Here is a 16,736-nt window from a genome sequence, read left to right as displayed (position 1 = left end):
AAAAAACCTGCGTTTATCGCAGGTTTTTTTCGTTATGCCATTGGGAACTAGTAGGAGTAAGTCATGATGACATTGATGATTTTTCTACCCGGGCCTCCGATAAACTCTAAATTAGCTCCGTAAGTTTTCGTGATATTCCAGTTTGCTCCGATGATTGCAGAGTAGTCTTCAGCGCTCTGTTGAGATAATTGGTAAGACAGTCCATCCACACCTAGCGCGTTGTTTTCTTGGGTTAGCCCTTCGCTATGCATGTAAGCGGCACCAATATAGGGGAAAATGTTACCCCAGTTTTCAGTTTGGATAAGTTGGCCAACTCGTGGACTGAACAACATTGTTTTGGTGTTAGTACGCTCATCATCAGTGCGAGAGTGCGTCATACTGGCCGGAAGCACATAAGTGAAATCCCCAACTTGACCTACAATATTCATTGAGAACCCCCAATTCGAACCTTCAACATCGGGATAAAACTCCGGAGTGCTGACGGATTCTTTAGCGCAAGTGGGTAATCTTGGATGATTGTCGCAAGCTTTAAAGAGTGAGGTCGGTATTTCGGCTGTTAATTGTGTTCCTCCCGAGAAACGGCCTACATGCACACCCATTTGTAAGAAAGGAAACACCCAAGCCGCAGCGCGCAGTTGCATGCTTTTGCTCTCGATCTCAGGAGTACCAAAGGACACCTGAGAAAGCTCGTATCTGTCACCTAAATCTACATCGCCAACTTGCACGCCCAAATCATACATTTCGATGTTTTGCTTAGAAGCGTTACCTATAAATGAAACAGAAAATGGTAGAGGCAGAGCGTAACCTAGATCAATTGCTTTTTGGGCATGAAAGGGCAAAGCATGCTCCCACTTTTTATTCAGCTTTTGCTGTGTTTCAGCATCAGGGAAATCGACTCGTGCACCGTCCTCTGCCTTACTTGGTGTTGAGCCTATAGCCAATGCGACAGCGGCACCTAACGTTGTAAATTTCGTCATGATGGCCTCTTAAAACGCTTCGTTGATCGACAAGTAAAGGCCTTGGGCATCATTGGATCCAAACCCGAGATCAACACGAACATTCATACGAGGTTGTAGTTCATAGCGATAACCAACGCCATAGCTGTAAATTTTATCTTGATACAGGTCATTGGTGTTTTCAGCTGTTGTAGCGAGACCTGCCCACATCGTAAAGCCATGTTTGGTGTAATCACCATTGTTCATAAATGACTGGCGATACTCCATGGTGTGCTCGACGCTGTGCATATCACGGTAGCGTCCGTAATAGATGCCACGCATAGAATCTTGGCCGCCAAAGGTCGGCAGTTCGTAATAGGGCACATCGCCTGTACTTAGGTTGGCAGTATTGAGAAAAGCGAAGGTGGCGCCTTTGATTGGTGTCCAATAAAGACGGTAATCGGCTTCGGCTTTTTCAAAATTGGAGTCACTGCCAAAGTTGTCCTGGTAGCTCGCGTATTCAAGGCTTAGAAACTGACCTTGACGTGCATTTACTGCGATGTCTCGAGTATCCCACTGTAAGGCTACCCCTAGCCCTAAAGTGAAGGGATTATCTTGACCGTAGACAAAATCGGCATCTTGAGCGACGTTTGATGAAATCGACTCTTCGATGGCCTTTTTGTACTGCAGGCGAAGTATTGGCCCTAGGTAAATGTTGTTACCTAAGTGCATTCCTAGATCGGCATTGTAAGTGACGAAATCATAGTCGACTAAGTTCTCTTCATCTTTGCCGGTATTTACCCCCGATTGATAACCTGTACCGAAATAGTACAAGCTTTGTTTTCCCATCGATAATTGGCCGAAGTAACGAAGTCGATTCTGTGGAGAAAATATTTTTTGCTTAGAGCGAACACCAAACCCTACACCGCTATCCATTTCATTGGCGATACCCACTAATGTGATAGAAGAGCGTTGAGTTTTGCTCGGTTGTTCCGGTGTGGTGTTAAATGAGTACAATCCTCCGATGGCAAGCATAAAGCCAGTTTCAGGCATGTAAGCTGGTCCCCCAAGCAGTGAAAATAATCCGTTATCTTTGTTATCTGGTGGCGAGGGGAGAACTGTATCTTCTTGTGCTAAAGAAGTAGAAGAGAATCCAAGGAGCAGGGAGCAGATCCATTGCAACGAGCCAAAAATAGTCGTTGTTTTATGTAGCATGGTGCACTCATGTGTTCACTAAAAGAGGGAGTATCTATGTCTGTGCTACGAGGAGGTAATGATCAGTTTCAATATCTGATATGTGTTAACTGTATATCTTTGTTGGGATAAGGCTTGGAGCACCATCTTGACCGGCTTCAAAATGGTGCACACAAAATAAATTGGCTATTTTGGTCGCTTAGCGAGGATTTTATCAAGGTGGTTGGCAAACTCTCGACGATCGGTTTGAGAAAGGGTACTTGGTCCGCCAGTTTGGATGCCACTTGAGCGCATAGTATCCATGAAGTCACGAATGTTCAGACGTGCTTTGATGGTCTCTTTGGTGTAAAGCTCACCACGAGAGCTGAGAGCTTGGCCACCTTTGGTGATCACTTCGTCAGCCAGAGGGATATCGGATGTAATCACAAGATCGCCAGGTTCAGTGCGCTTTACGATTTCATCATCAGCAATATCAAATCCGCTTGGTACTTGAATCGAGTGAATGTTATTGCGTTTAGGAACGGGAACCAGATGGTTTGCCACAAAGGTACATTCAACCCCTGTGCGCTCAGCTGCGCGTACGATTGTTTCTCGGATAACCTTTGGACAAGCGTCCGCATCAACCCATATCTTCATAGTGTTCTATTTCTCTATTCGCTTATTTATCTGTCAACTTATTGCTCGGTTAACTTATTACTCAGTTAATTTGGCTTCAAGCGTGGCAACGCGAGCAGTAAGTTCAAGGATTTGCTTTTCCAGTTGGCCAACACGGTCTAGTGCCGGCTCTTCTTGTGTCGCGACTTCAACTTTAGGAACGCGATTCGCACTTTTCCAGCTCTTGATGGTTGTGATTAAAGCAGGCATTGGAACCGATGTACTCATACGAGCTTTCACTAATGCAACGGTCGGCTCTTTACCTTGTGCTTGCAGTCCTTCAAGCACTGATTTCAACTCTTCAGAAACATCTTTTGTCAGCATGTTGACCTCCATTTTTAGTCTTCAATCATTTTACTCGCTCCGCTGGATGATAGCGAATCATAAAACATCCCATGGCGTGTGAGAGATCTCTTACAAAGGCTGTGAGATAACACGAATAGTTGTCTAGAGAGATTGATATGCATATGGTTAACTTGTTGAATTTTAATTGTTTTATATAATTAACAACTCGGATGAATTCAAAGTGTGATGCAAATCTATTGTCCGAAATCCTAAATCGCGTAAATTAAACCTTGTCGGAAGGATTCTGACACGGAACAGGAAAGCACCAAGGATTTGGTTATCTTCAGGATGAAGATTTGGTTACTTAGGATTGAGTGATCAAGCATGGAGCGTAAGGACATTGTAGGGATACAGTCAGTTAACAGGAAGTTAGCTGCAACGGAATGACAATGGACACCTTTAGGATTAAAGGGTTGGATTAGCATCAGGACGATGCAAAGGACACCGCTCACGGAACAAGTGATGTGCGCTAACTAGGATTGTTAGCTTTCAGGATGATTGGACACCGCTAGGACGGCGAAGTAAAGGAAAGAGCTGAAGGATTACAGCCACTATTATGGATGATGCATGGAGCATTAATTAGTAGCCGGACTGCTGCGAGTAAGACCCTAGCCCTGACACTTCGGTGTCGGGGCTTTTCTTTTCCTGAGGCTTTTCTCTATCTAGGAGACTCTTTTAAATCTAGAGCGTCTTTATCTAAGAGCTTCTTCATTTAAGAGCGCAACATCTGCTTTTCTGCTAATGGTCAACACAAGGAGTGTTTTATGACGATAGCAACCTCAAGAACGCTGTTGGTACCTTATACTGAACAGCTAGAACTCGACTTTATCAAGTTAAATTGCTGCCCCATTAATCGTGCCGAAATGAATGGGCCTCACTCTGTCGCCTCTGCGAAGCACCTTTTTCAAGAAATACTGCAAGATAACGTCGGCTTCTGCCGCGCGATCATCCACAACCAAACCCGTGAATATCTTGGGCATGTCTTTGTTTCATCGGAAAAGGGTAAGCATGAACTTGGCTTTATTTTGGATAAAGAATACTGGAATCAAGGTTTTGCTAGTGAGGTACTGAAACCTTTCTTTAGTTTGGTGCGCTTTGAAGAGCGTTTAACGAATGTTGTTGCGACTGTGAATGTCGGACACAACCCATCCATTAAGCTATTAGAAAAATTAGGTTTTGCATTTAAAGAGACCAAACAAGATCAGTTTGGCCCTTACCATGAATATCGTTATACCGAGTATTGCGACGTTACATTCTATGAGGCTGTAGCTCAAACCGCATAGAGCGGAAACCGACCATGGTCAGTTTACCTTGGTATAGGTCATCACCTAACGCTGAAAATTCAAATTGGTACACAGTATGCCAGCGCCAAATCGTGGTTAACTCATGGCGCATCTTAAGCTTATGACCACTAAAAGCGACACTCAACAATTGTAAGTCCAGCTCTTTACACTTTCTCGCAATGGCAGCCTTCGCAAGCTCTGATTGCCTGCGCTGCTGCCAAAATAAAAAGCAAAAGAAGCACAGAAACAAAATAGCCAATAAGTTATCTATCATTTAATCCATACTTCCTTTTTTATCTCTTCATTCCAATTGTGATAGTTGCGCATTTTGATGAACTACAGAGTGAGTCTCTCTGTGAACTTAATTAGCTTTAGCCGCTTGTTGCAGTTCGACCAGTGCGTTTGCAAGTTCTGGTGATGGATTTGAGTTCAGTAGCGGTAAAAATACCATTCTCAGAGTTGGAATCATCACTAAATCTGCAAATAACTGATTGAACAAGTTTTGGTTACCTGTTTGTGCGAGGCGCAGCAAGAATTGCTCAGCAATCGCAGGATCTTGCAGTGCGTGCCAGCTTCGACCAGCCAAACCAATTAACACTTCTTGGTGACTTAAGCGTGGGCTCGCCAGAACTTGGTTAATTACGGCATTCGTTGTGCTTGGTTCTGCACCAGAAAGGGCACGAACCAACGCAGACAGCAAGAACAGATCCGGTTCTTGGCTATTGATCTCATTTTCGGCCATCTCTTGTAAGCGTTGAGCCAGCTTGTCATTGATTTGCGTGTGCTCAAGCGCCCCTAGTGTTGCGTATAGAGGTTCTGATGGTAGTTTGTTCAATGCTTTACGAATCGCGACACCGTTTTGTTGGCTGCCTAGGCGAGCACACATATCGGTGATACCTTGAAGACCAACAGTTTTCCAGTTATCCCAGCCTAGATCACCAGTGAAGTAGTGTTGAGCGTGTTCGTAGTATTGGCTAGTCGCCAGATCTAAACCTGATCTTACTTGGCTATGGAACACGGCCATCTTGTCCTCTGAAGGCTTAAACGTGTATGGGTTGTTAGACAGCTTTTGTTGTTGCTCTTCGCTGATCTCGCCGTTTAGACGTGTGCCCATTGCTTCTATGACAAACTTAAGGAAGTTACCTACATCGCCTTGATGCAACAGGCCCCTTTCGTCCAGCTTGAACTTTAGAAACCAAATCCAAGGCTGCTTGTGTTCGTTCCAGTAACTAATGGCTAAGTGAGCTTGTTTCTGAAGTGGAAATGGGTACGGCTGTTTCCCTTGCTCAACATCAGAGAATAAGGTGTTGTCGATCTTCTGAATGCGACGACCTAGGTCGTAGATATCGTATTGGCAACCGCTATTCTTGAGTAACTGAGTGAGCGTGTGAATCGTTTCCATAGTAATAAAGCTCCTAACTTTCTTTCCTAAATAGATGGTACTCTATGCCCCAATTTCAAGGTCACTAGATAAATAACTTGGTGAAAAATGACAGCTGCCACAAAGTTACCTCCTTTACTTCAACAATTAGAACAACAAATGCGCCAATGTTCGCTGTGGAGTGATGTTCCACCTTCGGACGAAGCTCTGGCCAGTGTTGAACCTTTTGCTATTGATTGTCTACAACCGGAAGAGTGGTTGCAGTGGATCTTTATCGTTAAGATCAACGCAATGATGGATGCGAAAATGCCCCTACCGAAGGGCTTTGCTATCCATCCTTATTTTTGTGAAGTTTGGAAAAATGAGGCAGACAAGGCTGAACTGCTAGTGACGATTCAGAGCATTGATGAGGTATGCGCGTAATGTTAGAGATCATTTATCAAGATGAGTATTTTGTCGCGGTGAATAAGCCCGCTGGCATGCTGGTGCATCGCTCATGGTTGGATAAACACGAAACGCAATTTGTGATGCAAACACTGCGTGATCAAATTGGTCAGCACGTATTTCCTCTGCATCGCTTAGATCGCCCAACGTCTGGCGTATTGGTGTTTGCGCTATCGAGTGAGGTCGCCTCTGAGGTGATGCCAATGTTCGCTAACCATGAGATGCAAAAGACTTACCATGCAATTGTTCGTGGTTGGATAGAAGAGGGCGATACGCTTGATTACGCACTTAAGGTTGAGCTGGATAAGATCGCAGATAAGTTCGCGAAAGAAGACAAAGAAGCGCAAGAGGCTGTGACGGTTTATGAACCGCTAGCAAAAGTCGAAGTACCCTATTCAACAGGACGTTTCCCAACGAGCCGCTACTGCTTGGTTGAGATGATGCCAAAAACAGGGCGTAAGCATCAGCTGCGTCGTCATATGGCTCACCTAAGACACCCAATCGTGGGTGATACCTCACATGGTGATGGTAAACACAACCGACTGTTTCGTGATGATTTAGATTCGCACCGTTTGTTGCTACATGCCTCTGAATTGCGCTTCATTCATCCTTTCACTAAAGAAGAGTTGGTCATGAAGGCGAACCTGGATGAAACTTGGCTAAGGTTGTTTGAAACCTTTGAGTGGGATACCAACTTAATCGATGCTCAAACTTGCTTGTCGAAGTAAGTCACGCGTATTTAAGCAATCGCGAGTCTAAGTGAAAAGAAAAATATAATAAAAACAAAGGGCTGATAGCGATATCAGCCCTTTTTGATGTCTTTGCGTTCTTAACGGCATCACTATTGTTGACTAGTTCGTCGTTAATCGTGGGATCATTTTAGCTTTTCTAGATCGGCTTCGATCTCGGCGATCTTACTTGATACCACTTTCTCTAGATGGCGTAAGTCGGTAAGGATCTTCTGCTTCACATCCACCTCAGCCGTTGGCGTCGGTTTGGTTATCTTGTTGAGTTCATCAATTACAAGAGTGAGGTTTCGGTTAATCTCGGTCACTTCTTTGTATTGATTATTGCCACCGCTAACAAGCACACTTTTCACTTGTCGTGGGTATTTAAACTTAACGCTTTTTGCGAACAGTTCACCTTTCTGCTTACGAAAGTAAATTTTCAGGATATCTTTATGAGCTTCTTGGCGAAGGGAATAACGTTCAATCTGTTTAGGTTCGTGGATACCTAAGCCAGTGAGGTTTGGATACATAAGCGACCTCTAGGTTATGAATGTAATACTTTTATGTAATTGACTTGATCAATGTAGCAGCCTAACGACGAGCTAGATAGTTGATATCTGTGAATTGATTGTAAGTTGTGGGCAAGATCGCTCTCTATCTTTACCCACACTTATTTGGCTATTAAAGCTGCCCTAAGACCTAATTCGACTTCTAAGGAGCGAGTTCCGAAACATGCTCGGTTAGCCTTTCTCTTAGCGCTTGTTCTTGCTCTTCAGAAAGCCTTCCTCCTGCTTCACTGGTCAGAATAAACAAATCCTCAGCTCGCTCACCTATGGTGGTAATTTTTGCACCGTGCAAGTTGATGCTTAGCTCCGCAAAGGTTGCACCGACTTGAGCCAATAATCCTGGAGTATCAAGAGCTCTTAACTCCATTAAGGTGCGTTTCTTGCTCTTGGTTGGTAGAAACTCAACTAAGGTTTTTACCTTGAAGTGTTGCAAGTTGCGTGGTGTGCGACGAGTCTTAATCTTCGTCGGTCGGCCATCAGCCAGTACATGAGTTAGATGCTTAGCAACGGCTTTGTGTCTTGCTTCATCGATCGCTTCACCATGTTGGTCTAGTACGATAAAGGTATCTAAAACATGGCCATCTTTGCTGACCATGACCTGCGCGTCATGAACGTTAAAGTTGCGCCTGTCGAGCTCTGCAACCACGGTCGCGAACAGTGCCGCTTGGTCTCTACAGTAAACGAATACTTCTGTACCACCACGTGTCGCTTTTTTGCTGATCAGTACGAGTGGTTGGCTTGGGTCTTCTAGGCGAAGTAGGTGCTCACAGTGCCAAGCGATTTGCTTGTGTGTGTGACGTAAGAAGTAGTCGGCTTTGAAGCGTTGCCATAACACTTCAATTTCACGAGCGGTGAATCCCTCTTTACGCAGCAAAGCTGACGCCATTTGTTGGTTATGACGAATACGATCTCTGACATCGACAGGGTTTTCTAATCCGCGGCGTAGTGCTCGCTGAGTAGAGTGGAATAGCTCTGCTAACAGCGTTCGCTTCCAGCTGTTCCATAGCTCTGGGTTAGTTGCACAGATATCGGCAACCGTTAGGCAAACCAGTAGCTCGAGTGATTCTTCATCACGGACCTTTTTTGCGAATTCAGTGATTACATCAGGGTCGTAAATATCACGACGTTGAGCGGTTACAGACATCAACAGGTGGTTTTGTACCAACCACGCGACTTGTTTTGCTTCAGGTTTTGATAACCCGTGTTCAATACAGAAAGAGTATGCCTCAACAGCACCAATCTCTGAATGGTCTCCACCGCGGCCTTTGCCGATGTCGTGGAAGATAGCCGCCAGAATCAGCAGCTCTTTCTTCTGCACGCGTGGGTACACTTCACAACAGATAGGGTGCTTGTCGTGGTTATCAATTTGGCCAAAACGGTTAATGTGCTTGAGCAGGCGAATACTGTGCTCATCCACCGTGTATACGTGGAATAGGTCAAACTGCATCTGGCCAACGATCTGGCTCCACTGTGGTAAGTACGCTGAGAGCACGCCTAGCTTATGCATTAAGCTAAAGGCTTTGTGTAGTGCATTTGGGTGGCGAACTAGATCCATGAACTTGTCACGAGCTTCAGGAATAGTATGCAGGAAGCGGTTTAATCGGCGACGTGCCGTTCGCAGTTGTCGCAATGTTGGTGGGCTTACCCCTTCGATAGTCGAGTCATTAGCGATATGGATAAACATATCGAGAATCGTTTCTGGTCTAGCTTGGAATAGAGCTGGCTTGCGCGCTTCGATCAGTGAGCCACGGCGCTGGAAGTCGTTGTCGAGAATCTCAGCGTCTTGAGTCTGGCCACCATTGATGATTGCTTGATCGAACAATTTAAGCAGCATTTTGTTGAGCTCGGCAACGCGACGAAGTGTTCGGTAGAACTCTTTCATCATCATCTCAACGCCACGGTTACCTTCGCCAGTATAACCCAAATGTTCAGCGACTTGAGCTTGGTGGGCAAAGGTGAGGCGGTTGTCGTAACGGCGCAGCTCTATGTGCAGTGCAAAACGAACACGCCATAAGAAATCTTGGCACTCAACTAACTCACGATACTCAGCATCGGTTAGAAAACCGTACTTGCTCATCTCTAACAAAGAGGTCGCACCGAAGTGGCGACGCGCTACCCAGCTCAGGGTATGGATGTCTCTGAGTCCACCTGGAGTCGATTTAATGTCCGGCTCTAGATTGTAAGTGGTGTCGTGGTAGCGAGCATGACGTTCTCTTTGTTCTTGAATCTTAGCCTTGTAGAAGGTTTCACTTGGCCAAAATGAATCGGAATGAATTTTCAGCTTTAGTTCTTGAAAAGTGTCTTCACTACCACACAGCAATCGAGACTCTTGCAGGTTGGTTGCAACGGTTAAATCATCAATACCGATATCAAGACATTCGGCAATGGTACGTACCGCGTGACCAACTTCGAGTCTCAAATCCCAGAGTAGGGTGATGAACTGGCTGACTTTTTCGCCAAGTGCTGGTGGCAATGTTTTTTGCGAGACGATAAGGATATCAATGTCGGACAAGGGGTGGAGTTCACCACGGCCATAACCGCCTACAGCGACGAGTGAAATATGAGGCAGTTTATTGAATCCGAAATGCTCCCATAAACGATTGAGAAGTAAATCCATGTATTCGGAGCGTAGCAACACTAAGTCGGTAACTGGATGATGATTCAGGAATTCATTTTTTTGATACTGCGTGAAGATCTCGAGCTGATTTTTTAATTCGCAGATTTCAATTTGTTCGTCATTGAACGTAAGAGGGCATTGATAAGGCATATGGTCTGCTATCCGTGCAAGCAAATGAGAATAGTAAACAATTTAACAGAAGCTGGTGGAAAGTCGAAATTGAGTGGATAAAAAAATATCCTCGACAAGGCGAGGATATTTTTAAAAGGCTGATGTGTTCAGTTTGATGAACTAAGCGTTCTTCATGATGCGTGGAATCGTATCGTCGCTGCGTAGTGTTAGTACTTCACAACCTGTATCTGTCACAACCAGTGTGTGTTCCCACTGCGCCGAGTTTTTGCTGTCTGCTGTGTACACTGTCCAGCTATCTTGGTCATCAAGACGGCAGCCAAACTTACCCGCGTTGATCATTGGCTCGATAGTGAAACACATGCCTGCCTTCAGCACTGTGCGGTCACTGTTCTTGTAGTGAACCACTTGCGGATCTTCGTGGAACTCAGAACCAATACCGTGACCACAGTAATCTTTAACAATAGAGAACTTAGCACGTGGGTTATTCTTGTTGTTTGTTTTGATGTACTTCTCGATAGCAGTGCCGATTTGGCCAAGTTGAACACCTGGCTTAACTTGGCGCATGCCTTCGTAAAGTGCTTCTTGAGCAACCATGCATAGACGCTTGTTTGCTGGTGAAACTTCACCCACAAGAAACATCTTAGATGTGTCACCGTGGTAGCCTTGTGGACGAACGCTTAGGTCTGCGTTTTCGTCATCAGGGATGATTACTGTGATATCAACGTTAAGAATGTCACCATCCTTTAGTACCGCAGGTTTGAATTGACCAGTGCTGCCAGTCTCATCTTGTGATGCTGGAATACCGTGGCACACAATGTGGTTGATAGAGGTACAGATTGACTTAGGGAAACCGTGATAATCAAGTGGTGCTGAGTATGCGCCTCTTTCCGTAGCGTACTCATGACAGATTTGGTTTAGCTCTTCTGTCGTTGTACCTACTTGGATGTGAGGTTCAATCATCTCTAGAATCTCCGACGCCAGCTTGCCGGCGACGCGCATTTTTTCAATTTCTTCAGCAGTTTTAATTTTTACAGCCATTGCATATCTCTTAATTTGGTAGCACCTAAGTGTGCATATTGGGGCTATTCTATCAGTGCAGCATTTTAGCGCAACATTCCCATATCCATACAATGCTGGTGGATACTACTCAACCTGAGTGGTTTACGTCCGGTCTATTGAGATAGAAGTGAATGAATAGCGACACTATTTATAGGTAAATTTCGCCGATAGGGATCAGTATAGCAGTCGCCATTTTTCGATTTTTTTCTAGCCATAGATAGACAAAATATGGTATAAAGCGCGCCGGACATCAGGAGTGTTTTCTCCAATTGGCGAAACAAGCTTTGTGTCCACTAACTTATTTCTTTAAATCACACACATTCCGACACATGTTCCGGGGTGCCTCAACAACACAAATAACGGCTGAAAAGTGGTTAGTTGTTAGGGGTCGGATTCATGGGGGATGTGGAGGCCTAACCCCATAGAGGATTTTAAAATGGCAACTGTATCAATGCGCGATATGCTTAAAGCTGGTGTTCACTTCGGTCACCAAACTCGTTACTGGAACCCAAAAATGAAGCCATTCATCTTTGGTGCTCGTAACAAAGTACATATCATCAACCTAGAAAAAACTGTACCAATGTTCAACGACGCTCTAGCTGAAATCGCTAAAGTTGGCGAGAAGAAAGGTAAAGTTCTTTTTGTTGGTACTAAGCGCGCTGCATCTGAAGCTGTTAAAGAAGCTGCTATCAACAGCAACCAGTTCTACGTTAACAACCGCTGGTTAGGCGGTATGCTAACGAACTACAAAACTGTTCGTCAGTCTATCAAGCGTCTGAAAGAACTTGAAGCGCAGGCTCAAGACGGTACTTTCGACAAGCTTACTAAGAAAGAAGCTCTAATGCGTACTCGTGAAATGGAGAAGCTAGAGAAATCTCTTGGTGGTATCAAGAACATGGGCGGCCTTCCAGACGCTCTATTCGTAATCGATGCTGATCACGAACACATCGCAGTTAAAGAAGCAAACAACCTAGGTATCCCAGTTTACGCTGTAGTTGATACTAACTCTAACCCAGACGGCGTTGACTTCGTTATCCCTGGTAACGACGATGCAATCCGTGCAGTACAGCTTTACCTAAACGCTGCTGCAGACGCGGTTAAAGAAGGTCGCAACAAAGATGTTGCTGCTGTAGCTGCTGAAAAAGACGGTTTTGTAGAAGCTGAATAATAGCGGCTCTGAGCCATATTTAGTTCATATTAAGCGGTCATAATCGGTGGCTTAACGGACTGAATACAGTCAATATCAGGGGCCAATTAATTAGGCCCCTGTTTTTTATCTTTTTTAGAATTTACTGAGGAATAGAGAATGGCAACTGTAACTGCAGCTCTAGTTAAAGAACTTCGCGAGCGCACTGGCGCTGGCATGATGGAATGTAAGAAAGCGCTTGTAGAAGCAAACGCTGACATCGAACTAGCAATTGAAAACATGCGTAAGTCTGGCGCAGCGAAAGCAGCTAAGAAAGCTGGTAACGTTGCTGCTGAAGGCGCAATCATCATCAAAGAAGAGAACGGCGTAGCTGCTCTTCTTGAAGTTAACTGCCAAACTGACTTCGTAGCAAAAGATGCTAACTTCACAGCATTCGCAGAAGAAGTTGCAGCTGCTGCAGTAGCTTCTCAAGCAACTGTTGAAGAGCTACAAGCACAGTTCGAAGAGACTCGTGTTGCTCTAGTTGCAAAAATCGGCGAAAACATCAACATCCGTCGCGTACAGTACGTTTCAGGTGTTGCACTAGCTTCTTACCGTCACGGTGAGAAAATCGGTGTTGTTGTTGCTGGTGAAGGCGAAGCTGAAACTCTTAAGCACGTTGCAATGCACGTTGCTGCATCACGTCCTGAGTTCCTAAACCCAGAAGACGTACCTGCAGACGTAGTTGCTAAAGAAAAAGCAGTTCAAGTTGAAATCGCTATGAACGAAGGCAAACCAGCTGAAATCGCAGAGAAAATGGTTGTTGGCCGTATGAAGAAATTCACGGGCGAAATTTCTCTAACTGGTCAAGCTTTCATCATGGAGCCTAAGCAGACTGTTGGCGCTATCCTTAAAGAGAAAGGCGCTTCAGTATCTAACTTCGTACGTCTAGAAGTTGGTGAAGGCATCGAGAAAGCAGCTGAAATGAGCTTTGCTGACGAAGTTGCAGCGGTACAAAAAGGTTAATCCTTAGCGTATTGTTTGAAAAGAGACCGTGGCAAATGCTGCGGTCTTTTTATGAATAGTGAATTATTTTTTAGCTGTTATGAATGCAAACTGAGCTATTCAGTTTTTATCCATGACTGTTAATCATCAACTCTTTGGAAGGTAAACTCCATGACTACGAACCCTAAACCGGCGTATCAACGTATTCTGTTAAAACTTAGCGGTGAAGCACTACAAGGCGAAGAAGGTTTTGGTATTGACCCGACGATCCTTGATCGTATGGCTCAAGAAGTGAAAGAATTGGTTGAACTAGGTGTTCAAGTAGGCGTTGTTATCGGTGGTGGTAACCTTTTCCGTGGTGCAGGCCTTGCTGAAGCAGGTATGAACCGCGTTGTTGGTGACCACATGGGTATGCTTGCAACGGTAATGAACGGCCTTGCAATGCGTGACGCTCTTCACCGTGCTTATGTAAACGCACGTGTAATGTCTGCAATCCCTCTTAAAGGTGTGTGTGACGACTACAACTGGGCAGACGCAATCAGCCAACTACGTCAAGGTCGCGTTGTGATCTTCTCTGCTGGTACTGGTAACCCATTCTTCACTACGGATTCTGCTGCATGTCTACGTGGTATCGAAATCGAAGCTGACGTAGTTCTAAAAGCGACAAAAGTAGATGGTGTATTTACTTCTGACCCTGTAGCAAACCCAGACGCAGAGCTGTATGATACGTTGTCTTACAACACAGTTCTTGATAAAGAACTTAAAGTAATGGACTTGGCTGCATTTACGCTAGCACGTGATCACAAAATGCCAATCCGCGTATTTAACATGAATAAACCAGGCGCACTACGTCGCGTGGTTATGGGTGAAACTGAAGGTACATTAATCAGCGACGCTGACTAATTTTTCGGGCTTACTGAGGTGTTAGACTTTGGTAAGCTTATCCTTATCACTCAAATAAAAAGCTTTCTTGAAGAAAGAACATAATCAAGGTGAAATTGTGATTAACGAAATCAAAAAAGACGCTCAAGAGCGCATGGTAAAAAGTGTTGATGCACTAAAAAACAGCCTGCAAAAGATTCGTACAGGTCGTGCGCACCCAAGCCTACTTTCTGGTCTTACTGTTGAGTACTACGGTGCTCCAACGCCTTTGACTCAAGTAGCTAACGTTATCGCTGAAGATGCACGTACACTAGCTATTACAGTGTTTGATAAAACACTGACTCCTCTAGTTGAAAAAGCAATTCTGACATCTGACCTAGGCCTAAACCCTATGTCTGCTGGCACAGTTATCCGTGTTCCACTTCCTCCGCTAACGGAAGAGCGTCGTAAAGACCTAGTTAAAATCGTTCGTGGCGAAGCTGAAGGTGGCCGTGTTGCTATCCGTAACATCCGTCGTGACGCGAATGGCGATCTAAAAGCACTTCTTAAAGATAAAGAAATCTCTGAAGATGAAGATCGTAAAGCACAAGACGAAATTCAAAAGCTAACTGACGCTGCGGTTAAGAACGTAGACGAAGTTCTAGCTGTTAAAGAAAAAGAGTTGATGGAAGTTTAATTTTCCCTATTCTTTTCTTTCCGGAAAAACGCTGTACTCACGGTGCAGCGTTTTTTTATGCTACTCTGTTCGACTATTAGAATTTGATTCACTCTTTTATGCATAATTCTCAAGCGTTCACAGACTCTCTTCCTAAACACATTGCTATCATTATGGATGGTAATGGTCGCTGGGCAAAAGCTCAGGGCAAGCCTCGCGTCTTTGGCCATAAAAACGGTGTTCAAGCCGTTCGTAAAACTATCTCTTCTGCAGCCAGACTTGGCATTAAAGCCGTTACTCTTTTTGCGTTTAGTAGCGAGAACTGGCGTCGTCCTGAAGAAGAAGTCGGTATTTTGATGGAACTGTTTATTTCAGTGCTATCGAGTGAAGTAAAAAAGCTTCATAAAAATAATCTACAACTTCGTGTTATTGGTGATAAAAGTCGTTTCAATGATCGACTACAAAAGAAGATAGAAGAAGCGGAAGCTTTGACTAGCACCAATACCGGTATGGTTATTAATATTGCGGCTAACTACGGCGGTAAGTGGGATATTCAGCAAGCAATGACCTCTATTGCTCAACAGGTAAAGTCTGGTGATATTAATGTAGATGACATTGATGAAGCTATGATTACACAGCATCTGACGATGGCAGATATTCCTGAAGTCGATCTACTTATCCGTACCAGTGGTGAATGCCGCATTAGTAATTTTATGCTTTGGCAGTTGGCTTACGCCGAAATGTATTTCACTGAACAATTCTGGCCAGACTTTAATGAAGACAGCTTAGTAGAAGCTGTGACTTGGTTTGTAAACCGTGAGCGTCGTTTTGGATGCACCGGTGAGCAAATCAAAGCTCTGATGGACAGTTAATAAGGATTTTTTGGTTTGAAACAACGAATTATTACGGCGTTGATTTTAGCTCCCCTAGTTATTCTAGGCATTTTCGAGTTATCACTTCCTACGTTTATTCTTTCATTAGCGGTGATCTCGCTATTAGGTTTTTGGGAGTGGACTCAGTTTATTGAAAGCAAATCGCGTTATTTAGCGTTGATTCCAACGGTTGTGGTTAGTGCCGCAAGTTTTGCTTTTATCCCTTTTGATGCATTTAGCCTTAATAACTTGTCTACTGCTCACTACGCCATTCTAACGATTGGCTCAATTTGGTGGGTAATAGCGAGTGGTATGGCGGTGACTTATCCTAAGTCTATGCCTGCATGGAAAGATTCTTCTCTTCTTCGTCACGCCTTTGGTGTGCTGACTCTGCTGCCATTCTTCTGGAGTGTGGTTATCCTGCGTGCTAACGGTATCGATGTTGATCCCTACCACGGTGCAAAATTGGTGATGTTTGTTTGCTTGCTCGTTTGGGCGGCGGACAGCGGTGCTTACTTTTCAGGAAAGAGCTTTGGTAAGCGCAAAATGGCCCCGGCGGTAAGCCCGAATAAAACGATTGAAGGTCTTATTGGTGGCATCATTACTGCAGTGATCGTGGCTTGGATCTTTGCTGACTTGTTTGATATCCAATTCACAAGTCCTCTTCACATGATTGTTATTACTCTTGTGACCGTCGTTATCTCTGTTCTTGGTGACCTTGTTGAAAGCATGTTTAAGCGTGTGTCTGGGGTGAAAGACAGCAGTAATCTGATTCCTGGTCATGGTGGTATACTAGATAGAATAGATAGCTTAACGGCTGCATTCCCTGTCTTTGCTCTGCTTTATTTAGCATTCTAA

At 44.5% G+C, this 16,736-nt stretch carries 18 protein-coding genes; 9 read left to right on the top strand and 9 right to left on the bottom strand.

Annotated elements, in window-relative coordinates:
• Positions 1–47: 47 nt before the first annotated feature.
• The 4 genes from ACED45_RS00340 to ACED45_RS00325 form a co-directional block, all read right to left on the bottom strand.
• Positions 48–977, bottom strand: coding sequence for a hypothetical protein (locus ACED45_RS00340; RefSeq protein ID WP_285954310.1), 930 nt, complete (start codon positions 975–977; stop codon positions 48–50).
• Between the two features lie 9 nt (positions 978–986).
• On the bottom strand, positions 987–2,150 hold the full coding sequence (locus tag ACED45_RS00335) for a BamA/TamA family outer membrane protein (RefSeq protein ID WP_285954311.1): 1,164 nt from the start codon (positions 2,148–2,150) through the stop codon (positions 987–989).
• Positions 2,151–2,315: 165 nt separating this feature from the next.
• Positions 2,316–2,765 carry a YaiI/YqxD family protein gene (locus tag ACED45_RS00330; protein ID WP_060982534.1) on the bottom strand — a complete coding sequence of 150 codons (450 nt, stop codon included), beginning with the start codon at positions 2,763–2,765 and terminating at the stop codon, positions 2,316–2,318.
• A gap of 57 nt (positions 2,766–2,822) precedes the next feature.
• Positions 2,823–3,107, bottom strand: coding sequence for a hypothetical protein (locus ACED45_RS00325; RefSeq protein ID WP_055319552.1), 285 nt, complete (start codon positions 3,105–3,107; stop codon positions 2,823–2,825).
• 785 nt (positions 3,108–3,892) lie between these two features.
• Here ACED45_RS00325 and ACED45_RS00320 point away from each other — a divergent pair.
• Positions 3,893–4,411 carry a GNAT family N-acetyltransferase gene (locus ACED45_RS00320; RefSeq protein WP_048612224.1) on the top strand — a complete coding sequence of 173 codons (519 nt, stop codon included), beginning with the start codon at positions 3,893–3,895 and terminating at the stop codon, positions 4,409–4,411.
• Here ACED45_RS00320 and ACED45_RS00315 read toward each other — a convergent pair.
• On the bottom strand, positions 4,377–4,685 hold the full coding sequence (locus ACED45_RS00315) for a DUF3301 domain-containing protein (RefSeq protein WP_019821602.1): 309 nt from the start codon (positions 4,683–4,685) through the stop codon (positions 4,377–4,379). The genes ACED45_RS00320 and ACED45_RS00315 overlap by 35 nt on opposite strands.
• An 87-nt stretch (positions 4,686–4,772) precedes the next feature.
• Positions 4,773–5,813, bottom strand: a complete 1,041-nt coding sequence (locus ACED45_RS00310; RefSeq protein WP_048661213.1) for a DUF3549 family protein — start codon at positions 5,811–5,813, stop codon at positions 4,773–4,775.
• Positions 5,814–5,900: 87 nt separating this feature from the next.
• On the opposite strand from ACED45_RS00310, the gene ACED45_RS00305 reads away from it, so the two are divergent.
• Positions 5,901–6,215 carry a YqcC family protein gene (locus ACED45_RS00305; protein WP_048664578.1) on the top strand — a complete coding sequence of 105 codons (315 nt, stop codon included), beginning with the start codon at positions 5,901–5,903 and terminating at the stop codon, positions 6,213–6,215.
• On the top strand, positions 6,215–6,964 hold the full coding sequence (gene truC, locus ACED45_RS00300) for a tRNA pseudouridine(65) synthase TruC (protein ID WP_048661215.1): 750 nt from the start codon (positions 6,215–6,217) through the stop codon (positions 6,962–6,964). Before ACED45_RS00305 ends, truC begins: the two co-directional genes overlap by 1 nt.
• Before the next feature lie 146 nt (positions 6,965–7,110).
• On the opposite strand, the gene ACED45_RS00295 is transcribed toward truC, so the two are convergent.
• The 3 genes from ACED45_RS00295 to map form a co-directional block, all read right to left on the bottom strand.
• Positions 7,111–7,494 carry a DUF3461 family protein gene (locus ACED45_RS00295; protein ID WP_004734354.1) on the bottom strand — a complete coding sequence of 128 codons (384 nt, stop codon included), beginning with the start codon at positions 7,492–7,494 and terminating at the stop codon, positions 7,111–7,113.
• A gap of 181 nt (positions 7,495–7,675) precedes the next feature.
• The gene (gene glnD, locus ACED45_RS00290; RefSeq protein ID WP_371713092.1) at positions 7,676–10,297 is read right to left on the bottom strand and encodes a bifunctional uridylyltransferase/uridylyl-removing protein GlnD; all 2,622 of its coding nucleotides are present in this window, start codon (positions 10,295–10,297) and stop codon (positions 7,676–7,678) included.
• A gap of 141 nt (positions 10,298–10,438) precedes the next feature.
• Positions 10,439–11,317, bottom strand: coding sequence for a type I methionyl aminopeptidase (gene map / locus ACED45_RS00285; protein WP_048661217.1), 879 nt, complete (start codon positions 11,315–11,317; stop codon positions 10,439–10,441).
• 457 nt (positions 11,318–11,774) lie between these two features.
• Here map and rpsB point away from each other — a divergent pair, with 457 nt between their 5' ends.
• The 6 genes from rpsB (at position 11,775) to ACED45_RS00255 (ending at position 16,736) form a co-directional block, all read left to right on the top strand.
• Complete coding sequence (gene rpsB, locus ACED45_RS00280; RefSeq protein ID WP_009847420.1) at positions 11,775–12,506, top strand: 30S ribosomal protein S2; 732 nt, start codon at positions 11,775–11,777, stop codon at positions 12,504–12,506.
• A gap of 138 nt (positions 12,507–12,644) precedes the next feature.
• The gene (gene tsf / locus ACED45_RS00275; protein WP_017630772.1) at positions 12,645–13,490 is read left to right on the top strand and encodes a translation elongation factor Ts; all 846 of its coding nucleotides are present in this window, start codon (positions 12,645–12,647) and stop codon (positions 13,488–13,490) included.
• Positions 13,491–13,640: 150 nt separating this feature from the next.
• Positions 13,641–14,372, top strand: coding sequence for a UMP kinase (gene pyrH, locus ACED45_RS00270; RefSeq protein WP_017630771.1), 732 nt, complete (start codon positions 13,641–13,643; stop codon positions 14,370–14,372).
• A gap of 97 nt (positions 14,373–14,469) precedes the next feature.
• Positions 14,470–15,027, top strand: coding sequence for a ribosome recycling factor (gene frr, locus ACED45_RS00265; protein WP_017060741.1), 558 nt, complete (start codon positions 14,470–14,472; stop codon positions 15,025–15,027).
• A 98-nt stretch (positions 15,028–15,125) separates the two neighbouring features.
• Entirely contained in the window at positions 15,126–15,878 is a 753-nt protein-coding gene (locus tag ACED45_RS00260) for an isoprenyl transferase (RefSeq protein ID WP_017063364.1), read from the top strand.
• 15 nt (positions 15,879–15,893) lie between these two features.
• A complete protein-coding gene (locus tag ACED45_RS00255; RefSeq protein ID WP_146492096.1) occupies positions 15,894–16,736 on the top strand; it encodes a phosphatidate cytidylyltransferase in 843 nt (280 codons plus the stop codon).

The sequence above is a fragment of the Vibrio crassostreae genome (genome assembly GCF_041439375.1).
In the GTDB taxonomy this organism is placed as follows: Bacteria; Pseudomonadota; Gammaproteobacteria; order Enterobacterales; family Vibrionaceae; genus Vibrio; species Vibrio crassostreae_D.
This window is presented reverse-complemented; position numbering and strand designations above follow the sequence as displayed.

Coding starts and splice junctions, on each gene's coding strand:
- ACED45_RS00335 (WP_285954311.1), bottom strand. CDS start 2,150: ATGCTACATAAAACAACGACTATTTTTGGCTCGTTGCAATGGATCTGC.
- glnD (WP_371713092.1), bottom strand. CDS start 10,297: ATGCCTTATCAATGCCCTCTTACGTTCAATGACGAACAAATTGAAATC.
- ACED45_RS00320 (WP_048612224.1), top strand. CDS start 3,893: ATGACGATAGCAACCTCAAGAACGCTGTTGGTACCTTATACTGAACAG.
- truC (WP_048661215.1), top strand. CDS start 6,215: ATGTTAGAGATCATTTATCAAGATGAGTATTTTGTCGCGGTGAATAAG.
- ACED45_RS00315 (WP_019821602.1), bottom strand. CDS start 4,685: ATGATAGATAACTTATTGGCTATTTTGTTTCTGTGCTTCTTTTGCTTT.
- ACED45_RS00305 (WP_048664578.1), top strand. CDS start 5,901: ATGACAGCTGCCACAAAGTTACCTCCTTTACTTCAACAATTAGAACAA.
- ACED45_RS00330 (WP_060982534.1), bottom strand. CDS start 2,765: ATGAAGATATGGGTTGATGCGGACGCTTGTCCAAAGGTTATCCGAGAA.
- ACED45_RS00260 (WP_017063364.1), top strand. CDS start 15,126: ATGCATAATTCTCAAGCGTTCACAGACTCTCTTCCTAAACACATTGCT.
- tsf (WP_017630772.1), top strand. CDS start 12,645: ATGGCAACTGTAACTGCAGCTCTAGTTAAAGAACTTCGCGAGCGCACT.
- rpsB (WP_009847420.1), top strand. CDS start 11,775: ATGGCAACTGTATCAATGCGCGATATGCTTAAAGCTGGTGTTCACTTC.
- ACED45_RS00340 (WP_285954310.1), bottom strand. CDS start 977: ATGACGAAATTTACAACGTTAGGTGCCGCTGTCGCATTGGCTATAGGC.
- pyrH (WP_017630771.1), top strand. CDS start 13,641: ATGACTACGAACCCTAAACCGGCGTATCAACGTATTCTGTTAAAACTT.
- ACED45_RS00325 (WP_055319552.1), bottom strand. CDS start 3,107: ATGCTGACAAAAGATGTTTCTGAAGAGTTGAAATCAGTGCTTGAAGGA.
- map (WP_048661217.1), bottom strand. CDS start 11,317: ATGGCTGTAAAAATTAAAACTGCTGAAGAAATTGAAAAAATGCGCGTC.
- ACED45_RS00310 (WP_048661213.1), bottom strand. CDS start 5,813: ATGGAAACGATTCACACGCTCACTCAGTTACTCAAGAATAGCGGTTGC.
- ACED45_RS00295 (WP_004734354.1), bottom strand. CDS start 7,494: ATGTATCCAAACCTCACTGGCTTAGGTATCCACGAACCTAAACAGATT.